This is a genomic window from Mycobacterium sp. NGS54, from assembly GCF_059812465.1.
This window is the reverse complement of sequence record NZ_JCALCS010000006.1, coordinates 114,660-128,091: the sequence shown is the minus strand read 5'-3', so window position 1 is coordinate 128,091 and position 13,432 is coordinate 114,660. Positions and strand designations below refer to the sequence as shown.

General features: G+C 66.4%; 15 protein-coding genes. 11 read left to right on the top strand and 4 right to left on the bottom strand.

What is annotated here, in order from left to right:
• Positions 1 to 7: 7 nt before the first annotated feature.
• Positions 8 to 829 carry an enoyl-CoA hydratase/isomerase family protein gene (locus AC5Y5E_RS19790; RefSeq protein ID WP_499904387.1) on the bottom strand — a complete coding sequence of 274 codons (822 nt, stop codon included), beginning with the start codon at positions 827 to 829 and terminating at the stop codon, positions 8 to 10.
• Between the two features lie 131 nt (positions 830 to 960).
• On the opposite strand from AC5Y5E_RS19790, the gene AC5Y5E_RS19785 reads away from it, so the two are divergent.
• Together AC5Y5E_RS19785 and AC5Y5E_RS19780 are read left to right on the top strand one after the other, a co-directional pair.
• The gene (locus tag AC5Y5E_RS19785) at positions 961 to 1,644 is read left to right on the top strand and encodes a hotdog family protein (protein WP_499904386.1); all 684 of its coding nucleotides are present in this window, start codon (positions 961 to 963) and stop codon (positions 1,642 to 1,644) included.
• Entirely contained in the window at positions 1,641 to 2,537 is an 897-nt protein-coding gene (locus AC5Y5E_RS19780; RefSeq protein ID WP_499904385.1) for an enoyl-CoA hydratase/isomerase family protein, read from the top strand. The genes AC5Y5E_RS19785 and AC5Y5E_RS19780 overlap by 4 nt, the downstream gene beginning before the upstream one ends.
• Positions 2,538 to 2,627: 90 nt before the next feature.
• On the opposite strand, the gene AC5Y5E_RS19775 is transcribed toward AC5Y5E_RS19780, so the two are convergent.
• Complete coding sequence (locus AC5Y5E_RS19775; RefSeq protein ID WP_499905007.1) at positions 2,628 to 3,434, bottom strand: TetR/AcrR family transcriptional regulator; 807 nt, start codon at positions 3,432 to 3,434, stop codon at positions 2,628 to 2,630.
• A 139-nt stretch (positions 3,435 to 3,573) separates the two neighbouring features.
• On the opposite strand from AC5Y5E_RS19775, the gene AC5Y5E_RS19770 reads away from it, so the two are divergent.
• Together AC5Y5E_RS19770 and AC5Y5E_RS19765 are read left to right on the top strand one after the other, a co-directional pair.
• Complete coding sequence (locus AC5Y5E_RS19770) at positions 3,574 to 4,371, top strand: SDR family NAD(P)-dependent oxidoreductase (RefSeq protein WP_499904384.1); 798 nt, start codon at positions 3,574 to 3,576, stop codon at positions 4,369 to 4,371.
• A 34-nt stretch (positions 4,372 to 4,405) separates the two neighbouring features.
• Positions 4,406 to 5,413: a dihydrodipicolinate synthase family protein gene (locus AC5Y5E_RS19765; protein WP_499904383.1), complete on the top strand. Its 1,008-nt coding sequence runs from the start codon at positions 4,406 to 4,408 to the stop codon at positions 5,411 to 5,413.
• An 81-nt stretch (positions 5,414 to 5,494) separates the two neighbouring features.
• Here AC5Y5E_RS19765 and mbp1 read toward each other — a convergent pair whose 3' ends face one another.
• A complete protein-coding gene (mbp1, locus tag AC5Y5E_RS19760; RefSeq protein WP_499904382.1) occupies positions 5,495 to 5,734 on the bottom strand; it encodes a microaggregate-binding protein 1 in 240 nt (79 codons plus the stop codon).
• A 96-nt stretch (positions 5,735 to 5,830) separates the two neighbouring features.
• Positions 5,831 to 6,028, bottom strand: a complete 198-nt coding sequence (locus AC5Y5E_RS19755) for a hypothetical protein (RefSeq protein WP_499904381.1) — start codon at positions 6,026 to 6,028, stop codon at positions 5,831 to 5,833.
• A 98-nt stretch (positions 6,029 to 6,126) separates the two neighbouring features.
• Between AC5Y5E_RS19755 and AC5Y5E_RS19750 the strand changes: the two genes are divergently transcribed.
• The 7 genes from AC5Y5E_RS19750 (at position 6,127) to AC5Y5E_RS19720 (ending at position 13,410) form a co-directional block, all read left to right on the top strand.
• Positions 6,127 to 6,399 (top strand): GlsB/YeaQ/YmgE family stress response membrane protein, encoded by a 273-nt coding sequence (locus AC5Y5E_RS19750; protein ID WP_499904380.1) that lies wholly within the window; start codon positions 6,127 to 6,129, stop codon positions 6,397 to 6,399.
• A 204-nt stretch (positions 6,400 to 6,603) separates the two neighbouring features.
• Positions 6,604 to 7,446: an enoyl-CoA hydratase gene (locus AC5Y5E_RS19745; RefSeq protein ID WP_499904379.1), complete on the top strand. Its 843-nt coding sequence runs from the start codon at positions 6,604 to 6,606 to the stop codon at positions 7,444 to 7,446.
• Between the two features lie 31 nt (positions 7,447 to 7,477).
• Complete coding sequence (locus AC5Y5E_RS19740) at positions 7,478 to 8,680, top strand: amidohydrolase family protein (RefSeq protein ID WP_499904378.1); 1,203 nt, start codon at positions 7,478 to 7,480, stop codon at positions 8,678 to 8,680.
• A gap of 22 nt (positions 8,681 to 8,702) precedes the next feature.
• A complete protein-coding gene (locus AC5Y5E_RS19735) occupies positions 8,703 to 10,316 on the top strand; it encodes an acyl-CoA synthetase (RefSeq protein WP_499904377.1) in 1,614 nt (537 codons plus the stop codon).
• Positions 10,313 to 11,143, top strand: a complete 831-nt coding sequence (locus tag AC5Y5E_RS19730; RefSeq protein WP_499904376.1) for an amidohydrolase family protein — start codon at positions 10,313 to 10,315, stop codon at positions 11,141 to 11,143. The genes AC5Y5E_RS19735 and AC5Y5E_RS19730 overlap by 4 nt, the downstream gene beginning before the upstream one ends.
• 2 nt (positions 11,144 to 11,145) lie before the next feature.
• Positions 11,146 to 12,204, top strand: a complete 1,059-nt coding sequence (locus AC5Y5E_RS19725) for an acyl-CoA dehydrogenase family protein (protein ID WP_499904375.1) — start codon at positions 11,146 to 11,148, stop codon at positions 12,202 to 12,204.
• A gap of 15 nt (positions 12,205 to 12,219) precedes the next feature.
• On the top strand, positions 12,220 to 13,410 hold the full coding sequence (locus tag AC5Y5E_RS19720; RefSeq protein WP_499904374.1) for an acyl-CoA dehydrogenase family protein: 1,191 nt from the start codon (positions 12,220 to 12,222) through the stop codon (positions 13,408 to 13,410).
• The last annotated feature ends 22 nt before the right edge of the window (positions 13,411 to 13,432 follow it).

The window sequence follows — 13,432 nt, the reverse complement described above, 5'->3', positions numbered from 1 at the left end:
CGCTCCCTCATCTGCCCTGGAACTTCGGCGCACGCTGTTGCCGAAACGCCTCCAGCCCTTCTTTGAAATCGCCCGTCCGACAGGACAGTTCCAGATTGAACAGTTCCTGCGTCATGGATTGGCCGAGCGTCGCGTGCTGACCGAAGTTCAGGGCCTGCTTGGCCAGCCCGATCGCGGCCGTCGGCCCGGCGGCCAGCCGCTCCAGCAGGTTCTCGGCGGTGTCGTCGAGTTCGGGCCCGCTCACCGCCTGGTCGATCAGTCCCCAGTCGGCCGCGTCGGTCGCGGTCACCTTTTCGCCCATCAGCAGCATCCGCCGGGCCCGCGCCAGCCCGACCAGCCGGGGCAGCAGCCAGGTGGAGCCCGAGTCGGGGCTGAAGCCACGGTCCACGAACGGTTCCCAGAACACCGCGTCGGCGGCCGCGACGGTGAAGTCGGCGGCCAGCGCGAGATTGCAGCCGAACCCCACCGCCCATCCCCGCACGCTGCAGACCACTGGCAGCTGAACGTTTGCGACGAGTTCGATCACTCGGTGCGCGGCGTGGGGGATCCGCCGCACCAGATCGCCCGCGCGGGGACGTTGCCCGGCGGGATCATTGGCGGCCACCCAGTCGGCGCCCGCGCAGAAGTCGTCTCCCGCGCCGCGGATGTGGATCGCGCGCAGCGAATCGTCGGCGGCGGCATCGGTCAGGGCGGCGACGAATTCACCGATCATCAAGTGGGTCAAGGCGTTACGTCGAGCCGGGCGATTCAGCGTGAGCCGTAGGACCGCACCATCTCGGCACGCGGTGACCGACCCATCGGCCTCAGCCGCGCCGGCCCCGTGACTCACCTTCTACCCGGCCTTTCCTCGCCGATACGGTTACCCATACAGTAGGCAATACGATTGATACGAGGTATAAGTTAGCAAGGAAACCCAACCGACGGAACAGACCGGGGCCGAAACCCGTGGAAAAGGCAAGCATGGCCGAGGGCGCAACCGCTTCGCCCCGCACCCCAGACGCCAAATTCGGCGAGGCGCCGCTCGCGCAGACGGTCGCGGCGGCCGGCGCGATGCGGCGCCTCAGCTCGCTGCTGTTGTCCCTCGAGCACCCTCACCCGACCGTGGATGCGATGCTCGCGAAGTTCGCCGAGTGGGAGGGCGAGTTGGCCACTGCGGCCCCGACCGACAACGCGCCGCGAATCGGCGAAATCGCCGACGACCCCCGGCGCGTCTACCTCAACCATGCCACCGATATCGGTGCCTACAACCCCTGCTTTCCCGAGTACAGGTTCGATCAGCTCGACGCCGAGAGGGCGGGCGGCTCGGTGTGCTTCCCGCTGGTGTACGAGGGGCCGCCGGGACTGGTGCACGGCGGCTTTCTCGGCGTCTTCTTCGACAGCGTGATCCAGCACCACAATTGCGTCACCGGGCTTTCCGGCAAGACTCGATCCCTTCTTGTCACCTTCCGCCGGCCGACGCCGGTGCTGACCGACCTGCGTTTCGACATCGTTCGCAACGAGGTCGAACGGGGCATCGCATCGACGGCGCGGCTACGGCTCGACGACGAAGTCCTGTGTAAGGGCGAGGTCACCACGCTGGCGTCGCGGCCGGAAGACCTAACCGGATTCAAATTCGGCAGGCGGCGAAAGGAGTCCGACAGATGAGCGCATCCAGCGCTTCGGATGATCGCGTGCTCTTCGACGTCGACCCCGAGCGGCGCATCGCGACCATCACGCTGAACAACCCCAAGCAGCGCAACTCCTATGACGCCACGATGCGCGAGGCCATCGCCCGCTGCCTGGACCGGGTGGCCGACGACGACGACCTCACGGTGGTGCTGTTGCGGGGGGCCGAAGGCGTCTTTTCCACCGGGGCCGACATGAACAACGCGTACGGCTGGTACGGCGACAAGGCCAAGGAGTCCGATGACGCGGCGGCCAAGCGTCGTCCCAGTCAGCGCCGGCGACTCACCGTGGACCGCAAGTCCTTTGGCTTCTACCACAACTTCATGGGCTTCCCGAAGGTGACGGTGGGAGAGATAGCCGGCTATGCACTCGGCGGCGGGTTCGAGATGGCGTTGATGACCGACATCTCCGTCATTGCGCGCGACACGAAGATCGGCATGCCGGCCACCCGCTTTCTCGGCCCGGCCCTCGGCAGCCTGCACATGTTCTTTCACCGGCTGGGCCCCGTGCTGGCCCGCCGGCTGCTGTTGACCGGTGACATCATCGAGGCGGGGGAGCTCGAGCACCTCGGGATCTTCACCGACACATGCGATCCCGGCGCGGTTACGGCGCGGGCTCGTTACTGGGCGGAGAAGGCGGCGAAGATGCCCGCCGACGGAGTCGTCATTGCCAAGGAAGCGTTCCGTCTCGTCGAGCAGAGCCAGGCGTACCAGGGCGAGGAAGTCGCGAGCTACCTGTTTCACGCCTACGGCACCAATCTGCAATTCGCGCCGGGCGAGTTCAACTTCGTCAAAACGCGTGCGCAGCACGGCGCGAAGGAAGCCTTCCGGCTACGTGACGAGCATTTCCACGTGCCGGAGCCGGAGGCTTGACGGCCTGTACACACCGAGCGTGAAGCCACGGCGCAAAACGATCAGGAATTTCGCCGTGGCTCCACGCTCGGCGCGAAGGAAGCCCTCCGCCTACCGCGTGGCGGCCGCCTTGGTCCGTGCCCGTTGTGCGGGAGACTTGGTCGCCTTGCGCTGGCGGGACGGCGCGGGCTTGCCGCCTTTGCCGCCCTTTTCGATCAGGCCGGCCGCGTGGTCGAGGATGCAGTCCAGGCCGAACTCGAAGTTCGCTTCGTCGGGAGCCCCGATGCGGTGTCCCTGCCCGGTCACCTGGGCGATCAGTGGGGTGGTGGCCGGATCGATCGCCACCGCGTCTTCGATGGCGCGCGGTCCGCTGTCCGGCGTCTGGTTTTTCTCGTAGAGTCGTTGCAGCACAACCGAACCGCGGACGTGTAGTGAGACCGCGGAGTAGGTGTCGAAAGCGTCCTCGGGCGACAGGCCGGCCTCCACCAGGTTGGCGATCGCGCGCTCCATCTCCTGGGCGCCCACCCGCGCCGCCTTCGGGCTCAGGGCAGCGCGAATCAGGATCAGGTCGCACAGAATTGGGTTGCCCATGAACGTTTTACGCATCAGGCGGGCGTGGTTGCGCAGCGTGTCGCGCCAGTCGCTGGCCTCGACATAGGGGGTGGCGAAGACGTACTTGCCCAGGGCCCGGTCGGTCATCGCGTTGAGCAGGTCGTCCTTCTTGCGAAAATACCAGTAGATGCTGGTGACGCCCACGCCAAGATGTTTGCCCAGCAGCGGCATGCTCAGGTTGTCTATCGACACCTGCTCCGCGAGTTCGAATGCGCCGCTGATGATGTCGTCGGGATTGATGGACCCGCGCTCGCGTCGTTGACGCTTATCAGCGGTTGCCTGCTTTGCCACTCCGGGCACCTCCATCACGATCTAGCCGTGCCACCGGTAGACTGGAATCTACCGGTGGTTCCTCTCTGACCTGCGCATACGCGGGCGTGTCGTCGAGTTTTCCGTCTGCTACTGTAATACCTATCGTAGGCTTTTTGGTAAAACGGCTGGACACATGGATCTAGGGCTGGCGAATGCGACCGCGGTGGTGGTCGGTGGGAGTCGCGGCATGGGTCTGGCCACGGCCCACTGCCTCGCCGACGACGGCGCTCGGGTCGCGGTGATCGGTCGCAGCCGTGACGCGCTCGATTCCGCGGTGGCGGATTTGACCGGCCGGGGAAGTCCGGATGCGCTCGGGCTGGTCGCCGACATCGGCGACGCCGGCGCGGTCGACAAGGTGTTCGCCGAGCTCGCCGAGCGATGGGGCGGCGAACTCAACGTGCTGATCAACACCGTCGGGCCCGGCGCGGCAGGCAGTTTCGAGTCGCTGAGCGACGACCAGTGGCACCAAGCCGTCGAAGAGGGGGTCATGGGCATGGTGCGCTGCGTGCGCTCGGCACTGCCGCTGCTGCGCAAGGCTCAATGGGCGCGGATCGTCAACTTCTCGGCGCACTCGACCCAGCGGCAAAGCGTGATGCTGCCCGCCTACACGGCGGCCAAGTCGATGCTGACCAGCGTCTCGAAGAACCTCTCGCTGCTGTTGGCCAAGGACGAGATTCTGGTCAACGTGGTATCGCCGGGCAGCATCGCCTCCGAGTCGTTGGTCGGCTGGGCGAAGTCAGTCGGCGTCGACGGCAACGACCCCTATGCGCTGATGGACGCCATCGCCAAGCATTTCGGGCATCCTGCGCAGATGCCTCGCGCCGGGCTGCCCGAAGAGATCGGCCCGGTGGCCGCGTTCCTGGCGTCGCGGCGCAACTCGTACATGACCGGAGCGAACATCAACGTCGACGGTGGTTCGGACTTCACCTGACCCGAAATCGTTTGGCCGACAGAAGGAGTCGATTGTGGCGACGGCGAGTGAGGCGCGCACCTGGGCGCGTGGGGCTCTGCGGGGAATCGGAGACTCCCTCTACACGCCGTTCTGCGGCAACGACGGTGATGACATCGACTGGGACGCCTACCGGACGTTGGTCCGCTACTGCGTCGGCGACCTGGGCCACCCGATGTTGTGGTGCACCAGCGGGATCGCCGAGTTCTGGTCACTGACCATCGACGAGCGCAAGCGGTTGTTGGAGGTTGCGATCGAGGAGGCGCGCGGCCTGAATCCCCACGTCGTCGTGCAGGCCTGCACCGCGGCGACATCGGCGAAGGACTGTCTGGAACTGACACGGCACGCCCAAGACGTGGGCGCCGACATCGCCTACATCCAAACGCCGATGATGGAGGCGCACGGCGGCGAGGGCGTACTGAGGTTCTTCAAGTACGTTGCCGCGCGCACCAATATCGCGTTGGGCATGTTCAACTCCCCGTCCTCCGGCTACGTGCTGACGCCGGCCGAGAGCGCGCGGATTTACGACGAGGTGCCCGCCGTCTGCGCGACCAAGGAGGGCGCGTTCCGGCCGGAGGCGAGCCGGCGGCTACACGAGTTGGCGCCCGGCCTGGCGGTCTGGGAGTGCGACAGGACCGTGTACCGCGCCGGCTGGCTGCGGGCCGGCATCGTCTGCCCGGCGCAATTGGGCACCGCCGGTTACCTCTTCGAGACCCCGCAGCGCCGATTGTTTTCCGAGTACTGGGATCTGGTGTACAGCGACAAGCTCCTCGAGGCGATGGACTACGGGCGAGAGTCCGGGATGGACCAATTCGACCTCGACGTCGGATCGTGGTGGACGTGCTACCCGGCCCGGTCGGATTACTTCACCCACTGGGGCGGTGCGTTCAAGTACGCCGCCTCGCTGCTGGGGCTGCCGATAGGCGACTATCCGCACTCCCGCCCCCCGCAGGCGGTGTTACCGGACGAGGCAAAGACCCAGATCCTGAGCGCCTACCGGCGGCTCGGGCTCATCGCGGCGTAGCGACCGCACCGTTACGGCACAACCGATTACAACGCGAAGCGGGCCCGGTCGGTAACCGGGCCCGCTCCATCGGCGCGCTGTTTACTCCTGCTCGGCGCGCTCTCGCGCCTCGGCAGCCTTGGCCTTCGCGCGGGCCTTCTCGGCCGCGGCTTCCTTCTTGCCCGCGTTGCGCTGCGCCTCGGCCTTGTCCTGCTGTGCTTCGCCCTCGTTGATCAGGTCATCCCGGCCCAGGATGGTGCCGATGAATTCCTTGGCCTTACCGAAGACGTCCTCGACGATGCCCCGGACCAGCTCGATGGGACCGCTCTTGATGTCAACCACTGCATTTCCCTCCCGTTGACGGATTGGCTTAGCTGTGGGCTTCCCGGTTACCCCCTCGACGCAAACCTGCTCGCAGCGTGGGGCGCGCCACAGCCCTCAGTTGACCATCGGCGGTGCGTCACCCGGCTTCGGGAGTTCGCGCCGCATTCGGCGTCGTCGGGCCCGCAGCGCGAGACCGGCGGGGGCACCGATCAGGGCCACCCAGAACAGGATTTGAGCGCCCGTGAACGCCAGCTGGGCCCGCAGCGCCGCCGCGCGGGCCTGGCGGAGGCGATGAACAAGCGCTCTCAACATTGCCTTCACGAGTCGTCGGTAACCCGCCGGATCGCCATTTCAAACGCCGGCGTCGGGCATAAGGTGATTGCTACTCATCTATCGAAAGGATTGGGGGAATGCTCACTCTGGGTGTGATCGGCTGGATAGTCATCGGTGGCCTGGCCGGTTGGGTCGGCAGCAAGATCATGAGTACCGACGCCCAGATGGGACTGGTTCTCAATATCGTGGTCGGCATCGTGGGCGGTTTGATCGGCGGGTTTCTGCTCCGCGGCTTCGGCGTGAACGTGGCCGGCGGAGGTCTGATCTTCTCGTTTCTCACGTGCCTGCTCGGCGCGGTGATCTTGCTGGCGATCGTCAAGCTCATAACCGGGCGACGGGCGTCCCGGTAGGCGACGGCCGGTGACCGGAAAGCCAAGATCGCCAAGCACCTTCGGCCATCGGCCGGATGACGGTTCAGTGGCCGGAAAACCGCTGCTGGGTCGGGTTGCGGTCGGCCGCGGAGGCAGTTGTGGAATGCGCTACCGATAGGTATACAGTATGCGTACAAAGTCGGTGGGGATCCGGTAGGCAAGCGTGAGGAGGTGCCGCGGCAGATGTCCGGCAGCGACGGTGCTTCCGAAGAAGCGGTGCTCTACGAGGCCACGGCGAGCGGCGTCGCGATCCTGACCTTCAACCGCCCGGATCGGCTGAACGCGTGGGGCCCCGACATCGCCGCCGGCTTCTATGCCGGGATCGACCGAGCCGAACAGGATCCGGACGTCCGGGCGATCGTGGTGACCGGCCGTGGCAAGGGGTTCTGCGCCGGTGCGTATCTGGGCGCGCCGAGTTCGGCGCCCAGCTACGGCGAAAAGATGGAGAAGGCGGGTCAGACCGACCTGGCCGAGTTGGTCGGCGAGCGGCCACCCCATTTCGTGACCATGCTGCGCAAGCCCGTCGTCGCGGCCATCAACGGAGCCTGCGTCGGCATCGGCCTGACCCAGGCGCTCATGTGCGACGTCCGGTTCGCGGCCGCGGGCGCCAAGTTCGCCGCGGTGTTCGCGCGCCGCGGGCTGATCGCCGAATTCGGCATCTCCTGGATACTTCCGCGGCTGACCAGTTGGGGTGTCGCCCTCGACCTGTTGTTGAGCGGGCGCACCTTCCTCGCCGAGGAGGCGGCCGAGCTGGGCCTCGTCAAAGAAGTCGTCGCCCCCGAAAATCTGCTGCGCCGGGCCCTGGACTACGCGGAGGACATCGCGCGCAACTGCTCACCGGCTTCGATAGCGGTGATCAAACGGCAGGTATACGGCGACGCCACCCGCGATGTCGTAGACGCCACGTCGCGCGCCGAGGTCCTGCTGCACGAGGCGATGCCGCGCCCGGACGTTATCGAAGGGATCACGAGCTTCCTCGAGAAGCGGCCGCCGCAGTTCCCGTCGCTCAGTTCAACCGACGCTTGAATCTTGCCGGTGGTACCGGGAAAGGATGATCATGGCCAACTTGGATTACCAGGCGATCGACGTCGACAATCACTATTACGAGCCGCTGGACGCCTTCACCCGTCACCTGGACAAGGCGTTCAAGGCCCGCGGCGTGCAGATGGTCACTCAAGGCAAGCGCACGTTGGCCGTAATTGGCGGCCGGGTCAACAATTTCGTTCCCAATCCCACCTTCGATCCGATCATCGTGCCGGGCTGCCTGGACCTGTTGTTCCGCGGTGAGATTCCCGAGGGCGTCGACCCGGCATCGCTGATGAAGGTCGAGCGGCTCGCCGAACACCCGGAGTACCAGAACCGCGATGCGCGGATCGCGGTGATGGACACCCAGGACATAGAAACGGTGTTCATGCTGCCGACGTTTGGGTGCGGGGTCGAGGAGGCGCTCAAGCACGACATCGAGGCGACGATGGCGTCGGTGCACGCGTTCAACCTCTGGCTCGACGAGGATTGGGGCTTCGACCGGCCCGACCACCGGATCGTCGCGGCGCCGATCATCTCGCTGGCCGATCCGGCCAAGGCTCTCGAAGAGGTCGAGTTCGTGTTGGCGCGTGGCGCCAAGCTTGTCCTGGTGCGGCCGGCGCCGGTGCCCGGTGTCGTGAAGCCGAGATCGCTGGGCGATCGCAGTCATGACCCGGTGTGGGCCCGGCTGGCCGACGCGGGCGTACCGGTTGGCTTCCACCTCAGCGACAGCGGATATCTGCACATCGCGGCGCAGTGGGGAGGCAAGGCGACCTTCGAGGGGTTCGGCGAAAAGGATCCACTGGATACCGTGCTTCTCGACGACCGCGCCATCCACGACACGATGGCGTCGATGATCGTGCACGGCGTATTCACCCGGCACCCCAAGCTCCGGGCGGTCAGCATCGAGAACGGGTCCTACTTCGTGCACCGGCTGGTCAAGCGCCTGAAGAAGGCGGCCAACAGTTACCCGCGCAATTTCCCAGAGGATCCGGTGGAGCAGTTGCGCAACAACGTGTGGATCGCGCCGTACTACGAGGACGACCTGACGGAGCTGGCCAAGGTTATCGGCGTCGACAAGATTTTGTTCGGTTCCGACTGGCCGCACGGTGAGGGCCTCGAATCGCCGCTGTCGTTCGCCGAAGAGCTCACGGGATTCGGTGACCCCGATGTCCGAAAGATCATGCGTGACAACGCTCTAGACCTCCTCGGTGTCCAAGTGAGGTCGGCTGCTTGATTATTCGAGGCTGGTTAAGCTAGTGAGCGAATGGACCGTAGGCGCGGTTCTTGACGCCATCGCCGACGTCATCCCCGATCGCCTGATGACCGTCTGCGGAGACCGCCGAAGCACGTTTGCCGAATCTGCCCGGCGCACCGACGAGCTGGCGAACTACCTCAGCGGCAAGGGGTTCGGGGCCCACGCCGAGCGCGAGACGCTCAAGCCGTGGGAATGCGGTCAGGACCGGGTCGCGCTCATCATGTACAACGACCTGTACCCCGACATGGTGATCGGATGCCTCAAGGCGCGCACCGTCCCGGTCAACGTGAACCACCATTACTCGCCGCGCGAAATCGCCGACCTGCTCGCCTATGTCCGGCCCCGGGGAATCATCTATCACCGTTCGCTCGGTGCGCGCTTCGCCGACGTGCTGCCCCCGGACGGCACGGAGCTGCTGGTGTCAATCGATGACGGAAGCGGAGCTCCGGAATTGCCGGGCGCCGTGTCGCTCGACGACGCCCTGGCCGCCGGCGGTACGGACTTTCGCCCGGCGGGGTCGCCCGACGACCTGATCATGATGTGTACCGGCGGAACGACCGGCCGCCCCAAGGGGGTCCTGTGGCGCCAGAGCGACATGTACGTGTCGTCGATGGTGGGGGCCGACCACGCGAGCGTCACCGAGATTCACGACAAGGTGCGCGGCGGCGGCCCGCCATGGTTCGCGGTTTCACCGCTGATGCACGCGGCCGGCATGTGGACCGCGTTCGCCGCGCTTTGCGCGGGCCTCACGGTTGTGCTCTATGACGACCGCAACAAGCTCGACGTCCGGTCGGTGTGGGAAACCGCCGAGCGCGAAAAGGTAGGCATGATGACGATGGTCGGCGACGCGTACGCCGGGCCGCTGATCGCCGGATTGCGCGCCCATCGCTACGACTTGTCCTCGCTGAACGCCATCGGCACCGGCGGGGCCGCCACCAACGCGAAATACAAACGGGCACTGATGGAATGCCTGCCCCACATCACCATCATCGAAGGTTACGGATCCTCGGAAAGCGGCAACATGGCCTTCGGGCACAGCCGCGACGGCACCGCGAGCGAAACCTTCGAACCCCGGGAGGGCGCCACCGTCGTCTCCTCCGACCGAACCCGGTTCCTGCGGCCCGGTGACCAAGAGGTCGGGTGGGCCGCGCGGACGGGCCGGATTCCGCTGGGGTACTTCAACGACGCCGAGGCCACCCGGCGCACCTTTCCCCAGATCGATGGCCGGCGGGTGGTGATCCCGGGTGACCGGGCGTCCATAGAAAAGGACGGCACCATACGCCTATTCGGCCGTGACTCGCTGGTGATCAATACCGGCGGCGAGAAGGTCTTCGTCGAAGAGGTCGAGGAAGTGCTGCGGGCGCATCCGGGCATCACCGACGCCCTGGTCGTGGGGCGGCCCAGCGAGCGGTGGGGCCAGGAAGTCGTCGCGCTCGTCGCGCCACACCCGGGCACCGACCTCGCCGCCGCCGAACTCTACACCTTCTGCACCTCGCAGCTGGCACATTTCAAGGCGCCCAAGGCGTTTATCTTCGTCGAGCAGGTCCAGCGCCTGGGCAACGGAAAACCCAATTACCGTTGGGCGCGGGAACAAGCCGAAGAGAAGGTGTCATGATCACCAAAGCGATTGACTGCCTCGTCAACGTGCACTTCGGTGAGACCGACTCCCAGCCCACCTGGATGCTCAAGGTTCGGGACGACTACTTCAAGGGCCCGGAATCGATGTTCGCGCCGGTCGACCTGTCCGAGTTGCTCGACGAGATGGACTCCCAGGGTGTGCAGCGGGCGATCCTGATGGACTCGATGTCGAGCCCGTCGACCACCGCGCGCAAGTTCATCGAAGCCAAGCCGGACCGGTTCGCCCTGGCGATGGGCGGGGTCAACCTGCTTCGCCCCGTCCGGTCGCTGCGCGAATTGACCGCCCTCGTGAGCGACCTACCGGTGGCGTATGCGGTTGTGGGACCCAGCTTTTGGGGCGACGGGCAGTACCCGCCCAGCGACGCCGTCTACTATCCGCTCTACGCCAAATGCGCCGAACTGGACCTGCCGCTGTGCGTCAACACCGGCATCCCGGGCCCGCCGATTCCCGGAGAGGTGCAGCACCCCATGCACCTGGACCGGGTGTGCGTGCGGTTTCCCGAGCTCAAGCTGTGCATGATCCACGGCGCCGACCCATGGTGGGACGTCGCGATCCGGTTGCTGCTCAAGTACGCCAACCTGCGCCTGATGACGTCGGCGTGGTCGCCCAAGCGGCTGCCGGAAAGCCTGCTGCATTACATGCGGACACGCGGCCCCAACAAGGTGATCTACGCGTCGGACTGGCCGGTGCTGCGCATGAGCCGGGTGATACCCGAAGCCCGTGCGCTGGACCTGCCCCCCGAGGTGCTGGACAACTACCTCTACAACAACGCGCAGGAGTTTTTCTTCGGGAAGGAACGTTGACCATGGACCGCTTCGAACTGCGCAGACTCGACTACAGCCTGTCCGAGGACCACGTGGCTCTGCAAGACGCGTACAAGCAATTCTTCAAGACCCACTGCTCCATCGAAACTGTGCGCGCCGCAGAACCATCCGGGTTCGACAAGAACCTGTGGGAGCGGCTGTGCGCGATGGGCGCCACCACCATGGCGCTGCCGGAGTCCGCCGGCGGCGACGGCGCGACGCTGGTCGATCTTACCCTGGTGGCCGAGGAGATCGGCCGGTCCCTGGCGCCGGTCCCGTGGATCGACCACGTGTGCGCCGCGCGGTTGCTCGCACGCCTGGGCGGATTGAACGCCAACACCGCGGGGGTGGCCGGCGGTGAACGGCTCGCCGGGCTCGACGCCCGCATCGACGGTCCGGTGGGTGCCCGGCTGATCCCGACGGGCTCGATCGCCGACCACATCGTCATCCGTGACGGCGACCAGATCGTACGGCTGACGTTCGGCACTCGGCCGGCCCAGGTCGACAACATCGGCCGGTTGCCGATGGCCTGGGTGGACCCGGCCGCCGCGGATACCCGCACGGTCATCGGCGAAGGACCCGACGCCGTCGCGAGTTACCAACGGGCCCTGGACGAATGGCGGCTGCTGACCGCGGCGGCCCTGGTGGGCCTGGTCGAGGAGACGATGACCATCGCCGCGGAGTTCGCCAAGACCCGCTACACGCTGGGCGTGCCGATCTCGACGCTGCAGGCCATCTCGCACCCGCTTGCCAACATGGCCATCACCGTTCAGGGCGGCCGTAACCTGGCCCGGCGGGCCGCCTGGTTCCTGGACAACGAACCCGACGAGCGGCCCGACCTGGCGCCGTCGGCCTTCGTCTTCATGGCCGAGGAGGCCTCGAAGGCGGCGACGATGGCGGTGCACATCCAAGGCGGCCTTGGGGTTTCCTCCGAAGCCGCGGCCACGGCGTATCTGGTGCGCGCCAGGGGATGGCCGCTGGCCGGAGGCGATCCCGGCGCCACCGCCCTGCGCGTCGCCGAGATCGTCGCGGCCCGCGAGAGCGCACCCCAGCCGGCTTAGGACAGGAGCAAAACCATGGACTTCTCCCGAGTCGAGCTGTCCGCGGAGGACCGGGCCTTCCGCGAGGAGGCGCGGAACTTCCTGAGCACCCACATGACCGAAGAGGTCCGGCGTCGCGACCGCGAGACGGGCGACAACTTCGACGAGGGCCTGCACCTGAAGTTCGGCGCCGCAGGTTACTTGGCGGCCGAGTGGAAGTCGGAATCCGAGGGCGGGTTCAGCCGGGTCCGGCGCCGCATCTGGGAGCAGGAGAAGCGGCGGGCCCACGTGCCCTGGGTGACGTGGGGGACTACCGCGATGGTCGCGCGTTCGGTGGCGAAGTTCGGAACACCGGAAGTGCGCGACGAGGTGCTGCCCAAGGTCTTCAGCGGCGAGGTCCGGCTGTGCCTCGGCTACACCGAGCCCGAGGGCGGCTCCGACGTCGCCACCTGCAAGACCCGCGCGGTGCGCGACGGCGACAACTGGATTGTCAACGGCTCCAAGATGTTCACCACCGGAGCGCATAACTGCCAGTACGTGTTTCTGATCACCAACACCGCCCCGGAGGCGCCGAAACACAAGAGCCTGACCATGTTTCTGGTTCCGCTGGAGTCGCCGGGCATCGAAATTCAGGGCCTCCGCACGGTGGACGGTGACCGGACCAACATCGTCTACTACAGTGACGTTCGCGTCGACGACAAATACCGGCTCGGCGACGTCAACGCGGGTTGGACCGTGCTGCGCGAGCCGCTCAACGTCGAGCACGGTGCCGTCGCGGCGGCGCCCGACGGGCTGCAGGACACCTCGATCATGATGCACCAGGCCGGATCCCTGGCCGAGGCGGTCGACAACGCGGCGGCGGCCGTGACCCGGCCCGGCCCGGACGGGCGCCGGCTGATCGACGACAAGTCGGTCGCCTACCGGCTGGGCCGCAGCGCCGCCCGGTTGGAAGTCGCGCTGTCGTCCCCGAGCATCTACGGCCGGGTCGCCATCGCGCAGACGATGCGCGACATCTCGCCGGACCTGATGGACATCCTCGGGGCCGCCTCGACGCTGCCATATGGCACCGACGGCGCCGCCGACGATGGCAGCGCCGAGTATGCCTTCCGGTTCGCTCCCTTGGTGGGCATCTATGGCGGCACGCTCGAGGTGTTCCGCAACATGATCGGCCAGTACACCCTCGGTCTCGGCAAGCCGAATTACTCACCGCCACTTGCGAAGACCTGAGTCATATCGCACCCAACGTGTA

Bases quoted from the DNA above. Each gene is read 5' to 3' on its own strand.
- AC5Y5E_RS19785 (WP_499904386.1), top strand. From the start codon at position 961: ATGGCCGAGGGCGCAACCGCTTCGCCCCGCACCCCAGACGCCAAATTC.
- AC5Y5E_RS19780 (WP_499904385.1), top strand. From the start codon at position 1,641: ATGAGCGCATCCAGCGCTTCGGATGATCGCGTGCTCTTCGACGTCGAC.
- AC5Y5E_RS19775 (WP_499905007.1), bottom strand. From the start codon at position 3,434: ATGGAGGTGCCCGGAGTGGCAAAGCAGGCAACCGCTGATAAGCGTCAA.
- AC5Y5E_RS19770 (WP_499904384.1), top strand. From the start codon at position 3,574: ATGGATCTAGGGCTGGCGAATGCGACCGCGGTGGTGGTCGGTGGGAGT.
- AC5Y5E_RS19755 (WP_499904381.1), bottom strand. From the start codon at position 6,028: ATGTTGAGAGCGCTTGTTCATCGCCTCCGCCAGGCCCGCGCGGCGGCG.
- AC5Y5E_RS19750 (WP_499904380.1), top strand. From the start codon at position 6,127: ATGCTCACTCTGGGTGTGATCGGCTGGATAGTCATCGGTGGCCTGGCC.
- AC5Y5E_RS19745 (WP_499904379.1), top strand. From the start codon at position 6,604: ATGTCCGGCAGCGACGGTGCTTCCGAAGAAGCGGTGCTCTACGAGGCC.
- AC5Y5E_RS19740 (WP_499904378.1), top strand. From the start codon at position 7,478: ATGGCCAACTTGGATTACCAGGCGATCGACGTCGACAATCACTATTAC.
- AC5Y5E_RS19730 (WP_499904376.1), top strand. From the start codon at position 10,313: ATGATCACCAAAGCGATTGACTGCCTCGTCAACGTGCACTTCGGTGAG.
- AC5Y5E_RS19725 (WP_499904375.1), top strand. From the start codon at position 11,146: ATGGACCGCTTCGAACTGCGCAGACTCGACTACAGCCTGTCCGAGGAC.
- AC5Y5E_RS19720 (WP_499904374.1), top strand. From the start codon at position 12,220: ATGGACTTCTCCCGAGTCGAGCTGTCCGCGGAGGACCGGGCCTTCCGC.